At 67.3% G+C, this 15973-nt stretch carries 17 protein-coding genes; 15 read left to right on the top strand and 2 right to left on the bottom strand.

Annotated elements, in window-relative coordinates:
- Positions 1-65 precede the first annotated feature (65 nt).
- The gene (locus AAW00_RS08580) at positions 66-593 is read left to right on the top strand and encodes a hypothetical protein (RefSeq protein ID WP_047003941.1); all 528 of its coding nucleotides are present in this window, start codon (positions 66-68) and stop codon (positions 591-593) included.
- Positions 594-600: 7 nt separating this feature from the next.
- Here the strand turns inward: AAW00_RS08580 and AAW00_RS08575 are convergent, their stop codons facing one another.
- Complete coding sequence (locus tag AAW00_RS08575; RefSeq protein WP_047003940.1) at positions 601-2397, bottom strand: AMP-dependent synthetase/ligase; 1797 nt, start codon at positions 2395-2397, stop codon at positions 601-603.
- A gap of 131 nt (positions 2398-2528) precedes the next feature.
- On the opposite strand from AAW00_RS08575, the gene ggt reads away from it, so the two are divergent.
- Entirely contained in the window at positions 2529-4250 is a 1722-nt protein-coding gene (gene ggt / locus AAW00_RS08570; protein ID WP_047003939.1) for a gamma-glutamyltransferase, read from the top strand.
- Here the strand turns inward: ggt and AAW00_RS08565 are convergent.
- Complete coding sequence (locus AAW00_RS08565) at positions 4247-5284, bottom strand: quinone-dependent dihydroorotate dehydrogenase (protein WP_047004526.1); 1038 nt, start codon at positions 5282-5284, stop codon at positions 4247-4249. The two genes, ggt and AAW00_RS08565, sit on opposite strands and share 4 nt — an antisense overlap.
- Before the next feature lie 316 nt (positions 5285-5600).
- On the opposite strand from AAW00_RS08565, the gene AAW00_RS08560 reads away from it, so the two are divergent.
- The 13 genes from AAW00_RS08560 (at position 5601) to AAW00_RS08505 (ending at position 15922) form a co-directional block, all read left to right on the top strand.
- On the top strand, positions 5601-7391 hold the full coding sequence (locus AAW00_RS08560) for a DUF885 domain-containing protein (protein ID WP_047003938.1): 1791 nt from the start codon (positions 5601-5603) through the stop codon (positions 7389-7391).
- Between the two features lie 85 nt (positions 7392-7476).
- Entirely contained in the window at positions 7477-8172 is a 696-nt protein-coding gene (locus AAW00_RS14640) for an FkbM family methyltransferase (protein WP_162199425.1), read from the top strand.
- Between the two features lie 73 nt (positions 8173-8245).
- Positions 8246-8656, top strand: coding sequence for an RrF2 family transcriptional regulator (locus AAW00_RS08555; RefSeq protein ID WP_047004525.1), 411 nt, complete (start codon positions 8246-8248; stop codon positions 8654-8656).
- Complete coding sequence (sufB, locus tag AAW00_RS08550; protein ID WP_047003937.1) at positions 8653-10134, top strand: Fe-S cluster assembly protein SufB; 1482 nt, start codon at positions 8653-8655, stop codon at positions 10132-10134. Before AAW00_RS08555 ends, sufB begins: the two co-directional genes overlap by 4 nt.
- On the top strand, positions 10131-10460 hold the full coding sequence (locus AAW00_RS08545; protein ID WP_047003936.1) for a hypothetical protein: 330 nt from the start codon (positions 10131-10133) through the stop codon (positions 10458-10460). The genes sufB and AAW00_RS08545 overlap by 4 nt, the downstream gene beginning before the upstream one ends.
- Positions 10453-10986, top strand: coding sequence for an endonuclease domain-containing protein (locus AAW00_RS08540; protein ID WP_047003935.1), 534 nt, complete (start codon positions 10453-10455; stop codon positions 10984-10986). The genes AAW00_RS08545 and AAW00_RS08540 overlap by 8 nt, the downstream gene beginning before the upstream one ends.
- Positions 10973-11719, top strand: coding sequence for a Fe-S cluster assembly ATPase SufC (gene sufC, locus AAW00_RS08535; protein WP_047003934.1), 747 nt, complete (start codon positions 10973-10975; stop codon positions 11717-11719). The genes AAW00_RS08540 and sufC overlap by 14 nt, the downstream gene beginning before the upstream one ends.
- Positions 11716-12318, top strand: coding sequence for a cation diffusion facilitator family transporter (locus AAW00_RS08530; RefSeq protein ID WP_047003933.1), 603 nt, complete (start codon positions 11716-11718; stop codon positions 12316-12318). Before sufC ends, AAW00_RS08530 begins: the two co-directional genes overlap by 4 nt.
- The gene (locus AAW00_RS15425) at positions 12315-13061 is read left to right on the top strand and encodes a SufD family Fe-S cluster assembly protein (protein ID WP_047003932.1); all 747 of its coding nucleotides are present in this window, start codon (positions 12315-12317) and stop codon (positions 13059-13061) included. The genes AAW00_RS08530 and AAW00_RS15425 overlap by 4 nt, the downstream gene beginning before the upstream one ends.
- Complete coding sequence (locus tag AAW00_RS08520) at positions 13058-14257, top strand: aminotransferase class V-fold PLP-dependent enzyme (RefSeq protein ID WP_047003931.1); 1200 nt, start codon at positions 13058-13060, stop codon at positions 14255-14257. Before AAW00_RS15425 ends, AAW00_RS08520 begins: the two co-directional genes overlap by 4 nt.
- Positions 14257-14760 (top strand): SUF system Fe-S cluster assembly protein, encoded by a 504-nt coding sequence (locus tag AAW00_RS08515; RefSeq protein ID WP_047003930.1) that lies wholly within the window; start codon positions 14257-14259, stop codon positions 14758-14760. The genes AAW00_RS08520 and AAW00_RS08515 overlap by 1 nt, the downstream gene beginning before the upstream one ends.
- Positions 14757-15560, top strand: coding sequence for a GNAT family N-acetyltransferase (locus AAW00_RS15420; protein WP_241461676.1), 804 nt, complete (start codon positions 14757-14759; stop codon positions 15558-15560). Before AAW00_RS08515 ends, AAW00_RS15420 begins: the two co-directional genes overlap by 4 nt.
- Positions 15557-15922, top strand: a complete 366-nt coding sequence (locus AAW00_RS08505; protein WP_047003929.1) for a HesB/IscA family protein — start codon at positions 15557-15559, stop codon at positions 15920-15922. Before AAW00_RS15420 ends, AAW00_RS08505 begins: the two co-directional genes overlap by 4 nt.
- Positions 15923-15973: the final 51 nt, after the last annotated feature.

The following is a 15973-nucleotide window of genomic DNA, read 5'->3' as shown; positions in this document are numbered from 1 at the left end:
AGACCAAGAACCCTAAATTAACCATCTTGCGCGAAAGTGGCCCCACCACAGATGGGGGCCACGTCATGGCGACACAGCAGACCGCTTCGCTGACCATTGCCGAGATGCGCGAGTTCGCGAGTTTCTCCGAGGCCGAGCGCGGCTTCATCGAGCGGGCGCTCGACATCGCGCTGGGCCGCGGCGACGCCTTCAAGAGCTGGAGCCGCAGCGCCTGCGACCAGCGCGCCATTCGCCAGCAATACCTCGCCTATCGCGAACTGAAACAGCTGCGCGCACTTGTGCCGCAGGACGGTGTCGGCGAGAACGTGGAAGGCTTCATCGGCCCGCTCGTCCGCATCGCCGCGCAGGACCTGGCGCAGGAGAGCCTCGACGGTTTCTCCGCCTTCCGCTTCCTCTACGAACGCCTGCTCGGCGCGCAGGCGCGGGCCTATCTGCCCGCCGTCTTCTGCGGCGCCGCAGCCCTTCCGCACATCCGCCCGTGCCGACGCAAGATGCTGCTCCAGTCGCTCAGCGAAGCCGCCGCCACCGCGCCGGCCTGGTCGCGCCGCGAGCCGGCGTTCTATCCCGTGCGGGTAGACGCGGAGGCGGCGTGACAAGCCATCAATAAAGCGCGTCCATCCGCTCGCCGTAGGCATCCCGGATGAAGGTGCGGCGGATTTTCATCGTCGGGGTCATCTGGTTGTTCTCGACCGAGAACGGCTCGTCGGCAAAGGCGAACTTGCGGACCTTTTCGATGACGGAGAGATCGGCGTTCGTGCGGTCGATCGCGGCCTTGATGGCGCTGCGGAAGGCGGGGAGGTCCTGCAGGGCGGCCATGTCGAAGGTCTCGCCGTTGGCCTTGGCCCAGCCGTGCGCCCATTCGGCATCGGGCACGATCAGCGCGACCATGTAGGGCCGCTTGTCGCCCGCCACCATCGCCTGCGCGATCTCGGGCTGAAGCGTTAGCATGCCTTCGAGCTTCTGCGGCGCGACGTTGTCGCCCTTGTCGTTGACGATGATGTCCTTCTTGCGGTCGGTGATCTTGATTCGGCCCTTCTCGTCGAGATGGCCGACGTCGCCGGTGTGCAGCCAGCCGTCGCGAATGGCGTTGGCGGTGTCCTCGGGCCGGTTCCAGTAGCCGAGCATCACCAGCTCGCCGCGCACCAGGATCTCGCCGTCGTCGGCGATCTTCACCTCGACACCGCCGAGCGGCGGGCCGACGGTGTCGAGCTTGATGCCGGCACTGGGATAGTTGCAGGCGATGACCGGCGCGCTCTCCGTCTGGCCGTAGCCCTGTAGCATGGTGAGGCCCATGGCCTGGAAGAAACCGCCGACCTCGGGATTGAGCGGCGCGCCACCCGACACGAGCGCCTTCACCCGTCCGCCGAAGCGCTGCCTGATCTTGGGTCTGAGCGTCACCGAGAGCAGGAGCTCGTCCGGCTTCGTCAGCAGGCCGTCCGTCCCCGCCACCTGCTTCTCGCCCAGTTTCAGCGCGCGACCGAGCAGGAATTCGGCCAGCTTGCCCTGCTTGGCGATGGCCTTCATCATCTTGTCGCGCAGCACCTCGAACAGGCGCGGGACGACGACCATCAGGGTGGGCTGCGCCTCTTCCAGGTTGCTCGAAAGCTTGTCGAGCCCCTCGGAGAACCAGATGTCGCCGCCAAGGCCCAGCGGCAGGAAGAAACCCGCGGTGTGTTCGAAGGCGTGGCTCAAGGGCAGAAACGACAGGAACCGCTCGTCGTCCCAGCCGAGGTCGCGCTCGATCAGCTCGCTCGCCGCCTCCACGTTCTGCAGGATCGCGCCGTGGTGCAGCATGACCCCGCGCGGCGCGCCGCTGGTGCCGCTGGTGTAGATGATGCAAGCCATGTCGCGCCGTGCGATCCGCGCGATGCGTGCCTCTACCGCCGCGCGCGCGGCAGCCGCATCGCCGCGCGTCATGTCGCTCCAGCGGTGGAGGTCGAAGGCGCCCGACTGTGCCGTGGAGACTCCCTCCATCACCACCACGTGGCGCGCCTTGCCGGTCTTCAGGATCGCCGGGAACAGCACCTTGGCGAGCTTCGCGTTCGATACGATCGCGGCGCAGGCGCCCGAATCGTCGAGGATGTGGCCATGGTCGCTCTCGGTGTTGGTGGTGTAGGCGGGCACGGTGACGAGCCCGGCGGCCATGATCGCAAGATCGGCGATGCACCATTCGGGGCGGTTCTCGGCGACGATCACCACCCGGTCGCCGTCGCCAAGGCCCATGCCGCGCAGGTTTTCGGCCAGCAGGCACACCTGCCGCGCGGCCTCGGCATAGCTCATCGAGGTCCAGGTGCCGCCGATCTTCGCGGTGAGAAACGGCTTGTCACCTTGCTGGTCAGCCCTTTGCAGGAACAGCGCGACGAGGCTTTGCGCATTGTCGATATCGGTCAGTTGCACGTCCGGCGATCCTCCTGGCGAGAGCTTTGCCCTCCGCTCGTGGTTACCGGGCGTTAGGCTTCGCGCAGGCTGGCGGCAAGTGGCCTGCGCCCCCGTTGCCACCCGCGCGCTGCGTGCCTAAGGTCTGTGCCATGTCGCTTCTACGCCAATGTGCTGCCGGCCTCGCGCTGGTCCTCGCCTCCTGCACCACAGTCCCGACGACGCAAACCGGCGAGGATACGCGCCCGGCGCAGGCGGTGCAACCCTTCGTCATCGCCGCCAATCCGCTGGCGGCGGAGGCGGGCATGGCGGTGCTGGAACGCGGCGGCAGCGCGGCGGACGCGGCGCTGGCGGTGCAGGCCATGCTCTCGCTGGTCGAGCCGCAGAGCTCGGGCATGGGGGGCGGGGCCTTCCTCAACTACTACGATGCAGCGAGTGGATCGGTCACGATCTACGATGGGCGCGAGACCGCCCCGGCGCAGGCCAGCCGGACGATGTTCCTGAACAACGCCGGCCAGCCGCTCGGCTTCGGCGAAGCGGTGATCAGCGGGCGGGCGACGGGCGTGCCGGGCGCGGTGGCGGCGCTCGCCATGCTTCACCGCGAGCACGGCAGCCTGCCGTGGAACGGCCTGTTCGACGATGCCATCGCCACGGCGGAGCAGGGCTTCGTCATCACGCCGAGACTGGGCAGCTTTCTGGCGCGCGAGTTCCCGCAGCTCGCCCAGCCCGATGCCGCCGCCTATTTCGCAAGGCCCGACGGCACGCGGATGCAGGCGGGCGATACCCTGCGCAATCCCGACTACGCCGATTTCCTGCGCCGCCTGTCGGCAAACGGCACCGACGCGCTCTATCGCGGCAGCACGGCGGCGGAAATCGTCCAGCGCACCCGCGCCGCGCCATTGGGCGGAGCCATGACCATGGCGGACCTCGCGAACTATCGCCCGCTGCGGCGCGAGCCCGTCTGCGCCCCGTGGCGCGTCTATAGCGTTTGCGCCCCGCCGCCGCCCTCGAGCGGGGCGGCCATGCTGGAACTGCTGAGCCTGCTCGAGCGCACCGACATCGCCGAGCGCGGCCCCGCCGATCCGCAGGCCTGGTATCTCTTCGCCGAGGCCAGCCGCCTGATGTACGCCGACCGCGATGCCTATTTCGGCGACGGCGATTTCGTCGACGTGCCGGTCGCGGGCCTGCTCGATCCGGCCTACCTCGACGCGCGCGCCGCGCTGATCGGCCCGCGCGCGGCCGCCAGCGTTACCGCCGGGCGTCCCGCTGGCGCGCCGCTAGCCATGGCCGACCTGACGCAGGAGCCTGCGGGCACGTCGCACTTCATCGTGCGCGACCGGGCTGGCAACGTGCTCTCCATCACCACCACGGTCGAATCAATCTTCGGCTCGGGCCGCATGGTCGACGGCTTCTTCCTCAACAACCAGATGACCGATTTCGCCTTCAATCCCCTGCAGGCGAACGGCGCGGAAGCGCCCAACGCGGTGGCGCCGGGCAAGCGCCCGCGCAGTTCGATGACGCCGCTCATCCTCCTCGACCGCGAAGGCCGCTTTGCCGGGGCCATCGGCTCGGCGGGCGGCAACTCCATCCTTGCCTACGTCGGCAAGACGCTGGTGGCAGCGGTCGACTGGGGCCTGCCGATGCAGGAGGCGCTGGCCCAGCCCAACCTCGTGGCGCGCGGCGACCGCCCGCAGGGGGAGGTGAGCGCCTTCGATCCGCAGATCCTCGCCGGTCTGCGCCAGCGCGGGATCGACCTGCAGCCGGGACAGGGCGAGGATTCGGGCGTCCACGGCGTGCTGATTCGCGAGGGCGGGCGCGTGGACGGCGGCTACGATCCGCGCCGCGAGGGCGTGGTGCTGGTGGGCGAGCGCTAGGCCGCTTCGGTCCCGACTGCCTCGGCGATCGAGGCGAAACCGTCGCGCCGCATCAGCCCCTCCAGCCCGCGGGTGATCGTGCGCGCAATGCCAGGCCCCTCGTATACCATCGCGCTGTAGAGCTGGACGAGGCTCGCGCCTGCGCGGATGCGCGCCCAGGCATCCTCCGCACTGGCGATGCCGCCCACGCCGACCAGCGGCATGGCACCGCCCGTCGCCTTTCGGAACTCGCGCAGCCGTTCCAGCGCCCGCGCCTTCAGCGGCGCGCCCGAAAGCCCGCCCGTCTCGCCCGCGTGGCGCGAGGCGAGCGGCGGGCGTTCGATGGTGGTATTTGCCACGATCAGCGCGCCCAGGCAGTTGTCGATGGCGATGCGCGCGATGGCGTCGATATCGGCGGGCTCGAGGTCGGGCGCGACCTTCAGAAAGACCGGCGGGCCGTCCGCGCCGCGCGCCGCCAGCACGGCATCGAGCAGGCCGGTCAGCGCGCCCTCGTCCTGCAGCGCGCGAAGGCCCGGCGTGTTGGGGCTGGAGATGTTGACCGCGAGGTAGGTGGCGAGCGGGGCCATCAGCTCGGCCATCAGCGCGTAATCGCCCACGCGGTCACCCGAATCCTTGTTCGCCCCGATGTTGATCCCCACCACGCCGGGTCTGTGCCGGCGGGCTCGCAGGCGTGCATGAGCCAGCTCGGCACCCGAATTGTTGAACCCCATGCGGTTGATGACCGCGCGATCATCGTCGAGGCGGAACAGGCGCGGCCGCGGGTTGCCGGGCTGCGGCAGCGGCGTGATCGAGCCGACCTCGACATGGCCGAACCCGCGCCCCAGCAGCGCGTCGGGCACCTCTGCATCCTTGTCGAAACCCGCCGCCATGCCCAGCGGATTGGGAAAGGCGATCCCGGCGACGCTCGTTGCCAGCGGTCCGTCGGCTGTCGTTGGCTTGGGCGACGGCGCCAGCCGCAGCGCATCGATCGCCAGGCGATGGGCGCGTTCGGCATCGAGGGTGAACAGCGCAGGGCGCAGCAGGCGATAGAGCATGGCGAACCGCTTGGCAGCAAGGCGGGTCACGGCGCAACAATCAAAACGCATGGCCCGGATGCAAACATTTGTTTCTTCGCACTGGCAGCACTCCGGCTGTCGTTTTCTTACAATCTGTTTGCGTCGAATCGTTGCATAGGGCCCTAGCGACCCGAAGGGCTCGGAACGCCTCGCGCGTGATGAGTTCTCCACTTGAAGGGCGGCGAGGCATCAAGGTGCCTCGCCGCCCTCCTTTTGTCCGCGTTACCCCGTGCCCTTTCCATGCCCGAAGCCATGCCCTAGGCATGTTTTCATCACACGAAGGGGTTGCCCAGTTATGATCCGTTTCACCTCCGCCGCCGCGCTGGCGCTGGCTCTCGCCGGCTGTGCAAGCGTCCCTGTATCCTCCGACGTGGCCGTCGCCCCCGCCACGCGGGCGGACATCGGCTCTCTGTTCGAGGCCTACGACACGGCGCAGCTCGCCCTGTCGCCGCAGGGCAAGGCCTATCGCGGCATCCGCGACGAGGACTACGGCCGCTGGGGCGATGCCACGGCGCAGGCCGACGAGGAAGAGGCGGCGCTGCGGCACGCCTATCTCGCCCGGATGCGCGCAGACTACGACCTCGCTGACCTGCAAGGGCAGGATGCGCTGTCCTATCGCCTGTTCGAGGCCAATGCCGCACGCGCCGACCTGCTCGAGCCCTACCGCGAATACGGGTTCGTCTTCGACCAGATGAACGGCGAACAGAGCGGCATCCCGGCCTTTCTCATCAACACCCACACGGTGACCAGCGCCGCCGACGCGCGCGCCTACGTCAGCCGGATCGAGGGGATCGGCGCGCTGATGGACCAGCACATTGCCCGCTCCGCCGCGCGCGCCGCGAACAGCGTCATGCCGCCGCGCTGGGTCTATCCCTACGTGCTGTCCGACATCACCAATCTGCTCGATGCGGGCAACGACAATGCAGTGCTGGAGGACTTCCGCAGCGAGGTCGCGCGGCTCGAACTGCCTGCCGCCGAAAGCGCCGCGCTCATCGCCGATGCCGAACGGGCGTGGCAGGCCAGCGCCGTGCCCGCCTACCAGCGCCTCCGCGCCGAGATGCAGCGTCAGCAAGCGATGGCGAGCACCGACGACGGCGTCTGGCGCTTTGCGAACGGCGACGAATACTACAACGCGCTTCTGCAGTACTACACGACCACCGACCTCACCGCTGACCAGATCCATGCCATCGGCCTGCGCGAGACGGCGCGCATCCACGATGAGATGCGCGCGATCATGGCGCAGGTGGGGTTCGAGGGGACGCTGCAGGAATTCTTCGAGTACACCCGCACCGATCCGCGCTTCTACTACGCGACGCGCGAGGAATACCTGGCCGACGTTACCGGCGTGCTCGACCGGATGACCGCCCGCCTGCCCGACTATTTCGTGACGCTGCCGGAATACCCGCTCGAAGTGAAGCCGGTCGAAGCCTTCCGCGAACAGAGTGCGGGCAAGGCGTTCTACTCCAGCCCGGCGCCCGACGGTTCGCGGCCGGGTCGCTACTACGTCAACCTCTACAACCTCGCCGACATGAGCCGCAACGAGTTGGAGGCGCTGGCCTATCACGAGGGGCTGCCCGGCCACCATCTGCAGCGCGCGATCCAGACCGGGCTCGGCGACCTGCCGCCCTTCCGCCGCTTCGGCGGGTTCACTGCCTATACGGAAGGCTGGGGCCTCTATTCGGAGGAGTTGGGCAAGGACATGGGCTTCTACACCGATCCCTATTCGGACTTCGGACGGCTGGGCATGGAGCTGTGGCGCGCCGGGCGGCTGGTGGTCGACACCGGCATCCACGACCGGCGCTGGAGCCGCGAGCAGGCGATTCAGTGGCTGACCGACAACACGCCCAATCCGCCCGGCGACATCGAAAAGGCCATCGAGCGCTACATCGTCTACCCCGGCCAGGCGACCGCCTACATGATCGGCAAGCTGAAGATCATGGAACTGCGCGAGCGGGCGCGGACGGAACTCGGCGACGATTTCGACATCCGCCAGTTCCACGAAGCCGTGCTGACCAACGGCCCGGTGCCGCTCGACATCTTAGAGGAGCAAGTGGATCGGTGGATTGCCGAGCAAAAGCGCCAATGATCCTGCAATTCCGCGACCGCCTTGTGTTGCCCGTTGGGCGCTGCGATAGGCTCCGTATCAGCTGCAAGATTTGCGAGGACTGTCAGTGAATTTTCGAACGTTCGTCGAGCGGCTCGTGCGGGGGAGGACGTTGCGCCGCCGTCTACCCAATGGTGTTCCACTCTATGTCAGCCCGGATGCCCAACTGAAGTACCTTAAAGGGCATTTCGACGACGATCTCGTCGAATTGGCCAACACACACGTTTCGGACGGCGATACTGTGTGGGATATCGGCGCGAACTGCGGCGTGTTTGCTTTCAGCTGCAATCGGGCTGCCCGGGTCGTGGCGGTCGAGGCAGACCCTTTTTTAGGCAATCTCTTACGCCGATCGGTGGACATGAACGGCGCAAACGTCGCGGTACTGAACTGCGCGTTGTCGTCATCATGTGGAGTGGCGTCTTTTACGATCGCGCAGCGGGGCCGGGCTTCGAACCACCTGTCCGAATTCACGGGCAGTACGCAAGGTGGCGGCGAACGTTTCAGACTGACCGTACCTACATTGACCCTTGATACTCTGCTTGATGCGGGCGAGCCGCCGGCAATGATAAAAATCGATGTCGAGGGGGCGGAAGTGGCCGTTCTTAGAGGCGGCGAGCGCGTGCTTCGGGATGCTCGACCGATCCTGTGGATCGAGACGACGCATCGCACCCACCAGGATTGCCGGACGGTCTTGGAAGAACATGGATACGAAATGGAGCAAGGGATTGGGGAGAACTGGCTTTGCCGACCCCGAACTAGGTAGCTTCTTCACGCTAACGACTCGCAACAAGGGGTTTTCGGTTGAAACTGGAGCGATTCGCTCCGATTTGGCCCGCATGCGCCTTAGCAACCTTGCAGACTACGCCGTCGTCACGATGAGCGCGGCCGCCCGCCATTGCGGCGGCGGGCGCGTGAGCGCGGCGGAACTGGCGAACGAGACCGGCCTACCGCTGCCGACCGTCTCCAAGCTGGTGAGCAAGCTGGTGGCCGCGGGCCTGCTGCGCTCCACGCGCGGCGCGGGCGGCGGATTGCAGCTCGCGCGTCCGGCGGCGGCCATCACCGTGGCCGACATCGTTGAGGCGGTGGAAGGCCCCATCGCGCTTACCGCCTGCATCGACGGAGGTGATTGCGCGATCGACCACGATTGCAGCGTGAAGCCGCACGCAGGCCTCGTGAACGGCGCGCTGCGCGGCGCGCTCGCGAGCATAGCGCTCACCCAGCTGGCGCAGGCAAGAGAGACAGCATGACCGAAGACGTGAAACTGCGCGACCAGGACGCCCACGACGCTGCCGCGCGCGCCGCCGACTACGAACACGGCTGGTCGAGCGAGATCGAGACCGAGTTCGCCGAGAAGGGCCTCACCGAAGACACCGTCCGCTTCATCAGCGCCAAGAAGCGCGAGCCCGAATGGATGCTCGAATGGCGGTTCAAGGCCTTTCGCCTGTGGCAGACCATGGCAGAGCCCGACTGGGCCAAGCTCGGCTATCCGGCGATCGATTACCAGGACGCCTTCTACTACGCCGAACCCAAGAAGAAACCGACCATCGAATCGCTCGACGAGCTCGATCCCGAGATCAAGGCGGTCTACGACAAGCTCGGCATCCCGCTGGCGGAGCAGGAAGTCCTCGCCGGGGTCGAGGGTGCGCGCAAGGTGGCGGTGGACGCGGTGTTCGACAGCGTCAGCGTCGCCACCACCTTCCGCGAGGAACTGAAGAAGGCCGGCGTCATCTTCCTCTCCATCAGCGAGGCGCTGCGCGAGCATCCGGAGCTGGTCAAAAAATGGCTCGGCAAGGTCGTGCCGCAGCGCGACAACTACTTTGCCACGCTCAACAGCGCGGTCTTTTCGGACGGCACTTTCGTCTACATTCCGGAGGGCGTGCGCTGCCCGATGGAGCTTTCCACCTACTTCCGCATCAATGCCGAAAACACCGGCCAGTTCGAGCGCACGCTGATCATTGCCGAGAAGGGCAGCTACGTCAGCTATCTCGAAGGCTGCACCGCCCCCATGCGCGACGAGAACCAGCTGCACGCCGCGGTGGTGGAACTGGTCGCGATGGAAGATGCCGAGATCAAGTACTCGACCGTGCAGAACTGGTATCCCGGCAATGCGGAGGGCGTGGGCGGCATCTACAACTTCGTCACCAAGCGCGGCCTGTGCCAGGGCGCGCGCAGCAAGATCAGCTGGACGCAGGTGGAAACCGGCAGCGCCGTCACGTGGAAGTACCCCAGCTGCGTGCTCAACGGCGAGGACAGCGTGGGCGAGTTCTACTCGGTCGCCGTCACCAACAATCACCAGCAGGCTGACACCGGCACCAAGATGATCCACAACGGGCGCGGCAGCCGCTCGACGATCATCTCCAAGGGCATCAGCGCGGGCAAGTCGAACAACACCTACCGCGGGCTGGTGCGCGTAGCTGCCAATGCCGACGGCGTGCGGAATTTCACCCAGTGCGACAGCCTGCTCTTGGGCGACCGCTGCGGCGCGCACACCGTGCCCTACATCGAGGTGAAGAACCCCAGCGCGCAGATCGAGCACGAGGCGACCACCTCCAAAATCTCCGACGACCAGCTGTTCTACGCCATGCAGCGCGGGCTGGGCGAGGAGGAGGCCGTGGCGCTGATCGTCAACGGCTTCGCGAAAGAGGTGCTCAAGGAGCTGCCGATGGAGTTCGCCGTCGAGGCACAGAAGCTGCTGGCGATTTCGCTCGAGGGGAGTGTGGGGTGAACTACGTCACAGCCGATTACTCGAGCATCGACCCGATTCTCGACAGCTGGGCCGTCCGGCAGGGGGTTGATTGGATCCGAGACGACCGAGGCTGGGACGTTAGGACGCTCTATTGGCTCGTCACGTTAGCCAAGAGTGTGCAGCTCTGGGTGGATGAGCCGAAAGACGGCAAGACCACGGTCCATGTCTGCCACAATAATAGTAAGGGCAGGCAGCAGCACACAGCAGCGTCCGCGACCGCTCATACCTTGGAGCAAGTTTTGGACGAGAGCTTCAGAAAAGCTGAGACACTTGCCTCGGAACTGACGGAAGCGAGTAATGACTGACCGCAAGACCCTCCAGCTCCGCGATTCGTCAGACGACGCCGAAGCCCCCGCACTTAAGAAGAAGGGGCGCGGGTGGGAGATCAGCGAGTCGCGGCTCGATGCGCTGCACGACCGGGCGCGCGAGATGAAGCGGCATGCCTCCCCCGCGCACAAGGCGCTGGCCGAGCGTTTCGCCAAGGCGGATCTCGGCCGTTACACCTTCAAGCGCTTCGCCGTGGTCGGCAGCGCCATCGTCGATTTCAATTGCCACAACCTCGGCATGGCCATCGTCATCGACGAGGACGGCGACGACGAGGCGCTCAACCGCCGCCGCGACAAGAGCCTCGAGAGCGTGGGCATCCGGGTGATGCACATCAAGGCGGCCGATATTCTCGACAACATCGACGATGTGCTCGCCCGCATCACCGCCGGGATGCGCCTCCGGATCGCCGACAAGAAGACCCGCCACGCCGAACAGAAGCAGTTCGAACGCGATGCCCGTGCCGAGAAAGAGCGCGGCTACAGGAAACCCCATGCTGACAATTGAGAACCTCTCCGCCACCGTCGCCGACAAGCCCATCCTGAACGGCCTCTCGCTCACCGTGAACGCGGGCGAGATTCACGCGATCATGGGCCCTAACGGCGCGGGCAAATCGACGCTCAGCTACGTTCTCGGCGGCCGTCCGGGCTACGAGGTGACGGGCGGCAGCGTGACCTTCGACGGGCAGGACCTGCTCGAAATGGACGCGCACGAGCGTGCCGCGGCGGGTCTGTTCCTCGGCTTCCAGTACCCGGTCGAGATCCCCGGCGTCTCCAACGTGCAGTTCCTGCGCGAGGCGCTGAACAGCCAGCGCAAGGCGCGTGGGCAGGACCCGCTCTCGGGCGGCGAGTTCCTGAAGCTGGCGAAGGACAAGGCCGCGCTGCTGAAGCTCGACATGGACATGATGAAGCGCAACGTGAACGTCGGCTTCTCGGGCGGCGAGAAGAAGCGCAACGAGATGGTGCAGATGGGCATCCTCGACCCGAAGTTCGCCGTGCTCGACGAGACCGACAGCGGGCTCGACATCGATGCGCTCAAGACCGTGGGCGAGGGCATCAATGCCATCATGCGGGCACCCGACAAGGCCGTGCTGCTCATCACCCACTACCAGCGCCTGCTCGACTACGTGCAGCCCGATTACGTCCACATCCTCGCCAAGGGCCGCATCGTGAAGACCGGCGGCCCGGACCTCGCGCGGCGACTGGAGGACGAGGGCTACGACGAGGTCATGGCCGCATGAGCCTGGCCATGCCATCCGAGCACGCCTTGCGCCGCACCGCGCTGGTCGTCGCGGGCCTGAACGTCGCGTATTTCGCGGTCGAGGTGGTCGCCGCGCCGATCATTGGTTCGGTCGCGCTGTTCGCCGACAGCGCCGATTTCCTCGAGGACGCGGCGGTCAACCTGCTCATCGTCCTCGCGCTCGGCTGGAGCATTTCGGCGCGCGCCAAGTTGGGCGTCGTGCTCGCGGCCTTTGCGCTGCTGCCCGCCTTTGCCGCGCTGTGGACCGCGTGGTTCAAGATCAGCGGTGGCGGCGTGCCCGAACCCTTCGCGCTCGGGCTGATCGGCGCGGGCGCGCTGGCGGTGAATCTTGTGTGCGCCGCCATGCTCGCACGCCATCGTGGCACGGGCGGGAGCCTGGGCGCGGCGGCGTGGCTCGCGGCGCGGAACGACGCGCTGGGCAATGTCGCCATCATCGCGGCGGCGCTCGTCACCGCGAGCCTGTGGCACAGCTTCTGGCCCGACCTGATCGTGGGCGCGGCGCTGTTCGTGCTGAACCTCGACGCGGCCGGCGACATCTACAAGGCGGCCCGCAAGGAACGCCGGGAGCTGGCGGCATGAGCGCCCTTCCGACCACCCGCGACGAGGACTGGCGCTACGCCGATGCTGCCGAGCTCGAACGCCTCGCGCCTGCCGATCTCGACGTCTGGCACGAGGCTACGCTCGCGCCCGGTGAGGTGCGGCGCAAGGACCTGCTCCTCGACGACAGCCACCCCGGCGTGCACCGCGTGCGCCTGACCGTGGGCGAGGGCGCGCGGGCGGAAATCTTCGCCCTCGCCAGCGCCTCCAGCTACACCCGGCTCGAGGTCGAGGTGGAATTGGGTCGGGGCGCGCATTTCCAGTTCGGCGGCGTGACCATCGGCGGCGGTGAGGCGACGCGCGAGTTCGTCACCCGCGTCTCCCATGCCGAGCCCAATGGAACCAGCGACCAGATCGTGCGCGCAGTTCACTGGGGCGGTGCGACGGGCAATTTCCTCGGCAAGCTCGCAGTCGCCCGCGACGCGCAGAAGACCGACGCGGCGCAGAACTTCCGCGCCCTGCTGCTGGAGCGCGGCGCAAGCGCCAACGCCAAGCCGGAACTCGAAATCTATGCCGACGACGTGAAATGCGCCCACGGCGCCGCGATCGGCCAGATGGACGAAGCGGCGGCTTATTACATGGCCGCGCGCGGCCTGCCGCCCGAGGCGGCGCGCAAGCTGCTGGTGCGCGCCTTCATCGCCGATGCCTACGCCGCGCACCCGGTCGAGGCCGAGCGCGATGCGCTGCTCGACGCGGCGCTCGATGCTCTGGGGGATGCAGCGTGAGCGAGATTGCGACCCTCTCCCGCAAGGCCGACTTCCCCGGCCTCGTCACTGCGGCGGGCAAGCCGTGGCACTACCTCGACAGCGCCGCCACCGCGCAGAAGCCGCAAGTCGTGATCGACGCCGTGACGCGCGCCATCGGGGCGGATTACGCGACGGTTCACCGGGGCGTCTACGGCCGCTCGGCGGAGATGACGCTGGGCTACGAGGCGGCGCGGCGGCGGGTGGCCTCGTTTATCGGCGGGCGCGAGGAGGAGATCGTCTTCACCCGCGGCGCGACTGAGGCGATCAACCTGGTCGCCTACAGCTACCCCGGAGTTGTCGGACATGGGCGCCGCGTGCTGCTGAGCCAGCTCGAACACCACTCCAACATCGTGCCCTGGCAGCTCGCCGGCTGGCAGGTGGACGTCTGCCCGCTGACCGAGGACGGCCGCATCGACCTCGACGCCGCCGAGGCCATGCTGACGCGCGAGCACGCGATGGTGAGCTTCGCCCACGTCTCCAACGTGCTCGGTTCCGTGCTCGATGCGCGGCGCGCCGCCGATCTGGCGCACGCGGTCGGCGCGAAGCTCCTGCTCGACGGGTGCCAGGCCGTGCCGCGCCTGCCGGTCGATGTCGCCGCGCTGGAATGCGACTTCTACGCCTTTTCCGGCCACAAGCTCTACGGCCCGACCGGCATCGGCGCGCTGTGGGGCCGGGCCGAACTGCTGGATGCCATGCCCCCGTGGCAGGGTGGCGGGGCGATGATCGAGGCGGTCGGGTTCGAGCGCACCACCTACGCTCCCGCGCCGCAGCGATTCGAGGCGGGCACCCCCGCCATCGTCGAGGCCATCGGGCTCGCCGCTGCCTGCGATTACACCGCCAAGGCCGGGCTGGAGGCGATCCACGCGCACGAGGGGCGGCTTGTGAAAGCCACGCGCGAGGCGCTGGGCGCGATGAACGACGTCACCCTGTTCGGTCCCGAGGACAGCGCCGGTATCGTCAGTTTCGCGATTCGCGGGGTGCATCCGCACGACCTCGGCACCATATTGGATGAGGAAGACGTCGCCATCCGCGCCGGGCACCACTGCGCGCAGCCGCTGATGGCGCATCTCGGCGTCCCCGCAACAGCCCGCGCCAGCTTCGGCATCTATTCCGACGAGGACGATGTCGCCGCGCTGATCCGCGGGATCGAACGCACCAAGAGGATTTTCGGCTGATGGACAAGCCAGACGACAAGACCGACTACGTGGTCGCTCCTTCGCCAGTGGAGCAGGTAGTTGAGAAACCGCCGCGCGCTCGCGTTTCCGACGCGGTGGAGCCGGAAGAAACTGCGGGTGCCAAGCTCGAGCGCAAGCGCGACTATCTCGAAGGCTTCCTCGCCGCCAAGCCCGAAAGCGTGCCCGCGGGAGAGCCGGGCGGAGAAATCTACGACAGCGTGATCGAGGCGCTGAAGGACATCTACGACCCGGAAATCCCGGTGAACATCTACGACCTGGGCCTCATCTACAACGTCGAGGTGGCAGAGGACGCGGACGTGAAGGTGACGATGACGCTCACCACCCCGCACTGCCCCGTGGCCGAGACCATGCCCGGCGAAATCGAGCTGCGCGTGATGAGCCTGCCCGGCGTGCGCGATGCCGAGGTCGTCGTGACCTGGGACCCGCCGTGGGACCCGTCGAAAATGAGCGACGAGGCGCGGCTGGAACTGGGCATGCTGTGAGCGGCTCGCCGCCTCTCCAGCCCGACACGGGACCGGACGACGCAAGGCTGATACTCGCCGACCGCTCGCGCGAAACCTACGAGCGTGAGTACGCGGTAAGCATCATGGACGACGATCCCGCCGGACTGCCGCTGCTGATCGAAGTGGCCTCCGACGCCTCCGAGGACGAGGGCCTGCAACAACGCGCGGCGACCTCGATCGGCACGATCTGGCTCAACGCCGATACGCTGGAGAGCGGCGACGACAGCGGCTTCACGCCCGTAGCGCGCGAGGAAATCGCGTTGTTCCGCGAGCAGAAGGCCGCCCGCCGCCTCGGCCAGCCACTGAGCATACGCATGGCCGATTATGCCGACCCCTTCGATGCGGGCGCCCTGTTCATGCTGCTCGACAGCTATGCCCGCAGCGTCAACGGCGGCGGCAAGGCGCTGCCGAAATCGCACCGCGAGCGGCTCGCCCCCGCGCTGGCCGAGGTGCCGGGCGCCTTCTCGCTGCTGGCGCTGGAGGGCGGAACGCCCATTGGCCTGGCCAACTGCTTCATGGGCTTCAGCACCTTTGCCTGCGCGCCGCTGGTCAACATCCATGACCTCGCCGTAGTGCCGGTCCGGCGCGGCTGCGGCGTGGGCACGGCGCTGCTGAAGGCCGTCGAGGACGAGGCGCGGGCGCGCGGAGCCTGCAAGATCACGCTGGAGGTGCTCTCCGGCAACGAGGGTGCAAAGGCGCTCTACGCGCGCCATGGCTTTGCCAACTACGCCCTTGCCGATGCGCTGGGCAGTGCCCAGTTCTGGGAGAAGACGCTATGACCGACACCGCCACCCGCTCCCGCCCAGCCCCCAAGGCCGCCGTCGTGCTAACCCCCGCCGCCGAGGGGCGCGTGGCCGAGCTGATGGGCAAGGCGCCGGCCGATGCCATCGGCGTCAAGCTCTCGACCCCGCGGCGCGGCTGCTCGGGCCTCGCCTATTCGGTCGATTACGTCACCGAGGAAGCTGCCTTCGACGAGAAGATCGCAACGCCCGGCGGCACGTTCTACATCGACGGGGCAAGCGTGCTCTACCTCGTCGGCAGCACGATGGACTGGGTGGAGGACGATTTCACCGCCGGTTTCGTCTTCGCCAATCCCAACGCCAAGGGCGCCTGTGGTTGCGGCGAGAGCTTCATGGTATGATCGGCGCATGAAATTCACCCATTCCTTCCACGACACCACCGGCGATCGTCC

Origin of the sequence: Aurantiacibacter luteus (assembly GCF_001010945.1) — a bacterium.
GTDB lineage: Bacteria > Pseudomonadota > Alphaproteobacteria > Sphingomonadales > Sphingomonadaceae > Alteraurantiacibacter > Alteraurantiacibacter luteus.
Note: the sequence above shows the minus strand (reverse complement) of the source record. Positions and strands in the feature narration are given on the sequence as shown.

Excerpts from the sequence above, each read along its gene's own strand:
- AAW00_RS08580 (WP_047003941.1), top strand. The coding sequence starts at position 66 with ATGGCGACACAGCAGACCGCTTCGCTGACCATTGCCGAGATGCGCGAG.
- ggt (WP_047003939.1), top strand. The coding sequence starts at position 2,529 with ATGTCGCTTCTACGCCAATGTGCTGCCGGCCTCGCGCTGGTCCTCGCC.
- AAW00_RS08565 (WP_047004526.1), bottom strand. The coding sequence starts at position 5,284 with ATGCTCTATCGCCTGCTGCGCCCTGCGCTGTTCACCCTCGATGCCGAA.
- AAW00_RS08560 (WP_047003938.1), top strand. The coding sequence starts at position 5,601 with ATGATCCGTTTCACCTCCGCCGCCGCGCTGGCGCTGGCTCTCGCCGGC.
- AAW00_RS08555 (WP_047004525.1), top strand. The coding sequence starts at position 8,246 with ATGCGCCTTAGCAACCTTGCAGACTACGCCGTCGTCACGATGAGCGCG.
- sufB (WP_047003937.1), top strand. The coding sequence starts at position 8,653 with ATGACCGAAGACGTGAAACTGCGCGACCAGGACGCCCACGACGCTGCC.
- AAW00_RS08540 (WP_047003935.1), top strand. The coding sequence starts at position 10,453 with ATGACTGACCGCAAGACCCTCCAGCTCCGCGATTCGTCAGACGACGCC.
- sufC (WP_047003934.1), top strand. The coding sequence starts at position 10,973 with ATGCTGACAATTGAGAACCTCTCCGCCACCGTCGCCGACAAGCCCATC.
- AAW00_RS08530 (WP_047003933.1), top strand. The coding sequence starts at position 11,716 with ATGAGCCTGGCCATGCCATCCGAGCACGCCTTGCGCCGCACCGCGCTG.
- AAW00_RS15425 (WP_047003932.1), top strand. The coding sequence starts at position 12,315 with ATGAGCGCCCTTCCGACCACCCGCGACGAGGACTGGCGCTACGCCGAT.
- AAW00_RS08515 (WP_047003930.1), top strand. The coding sequence starts at position 14,257 with ATGGACAAGCCAGACGACAAGACCGACTACGTGGTCGCTCCTTCGCCA.
- AAW00_RS08505 (WP_047003929.1), top strand. The coding sequence starts at position 15,557 with ATGACCGACACCGCCACCCGCTCCCGCCCAGCCCCCAAGGCCGCCGTC.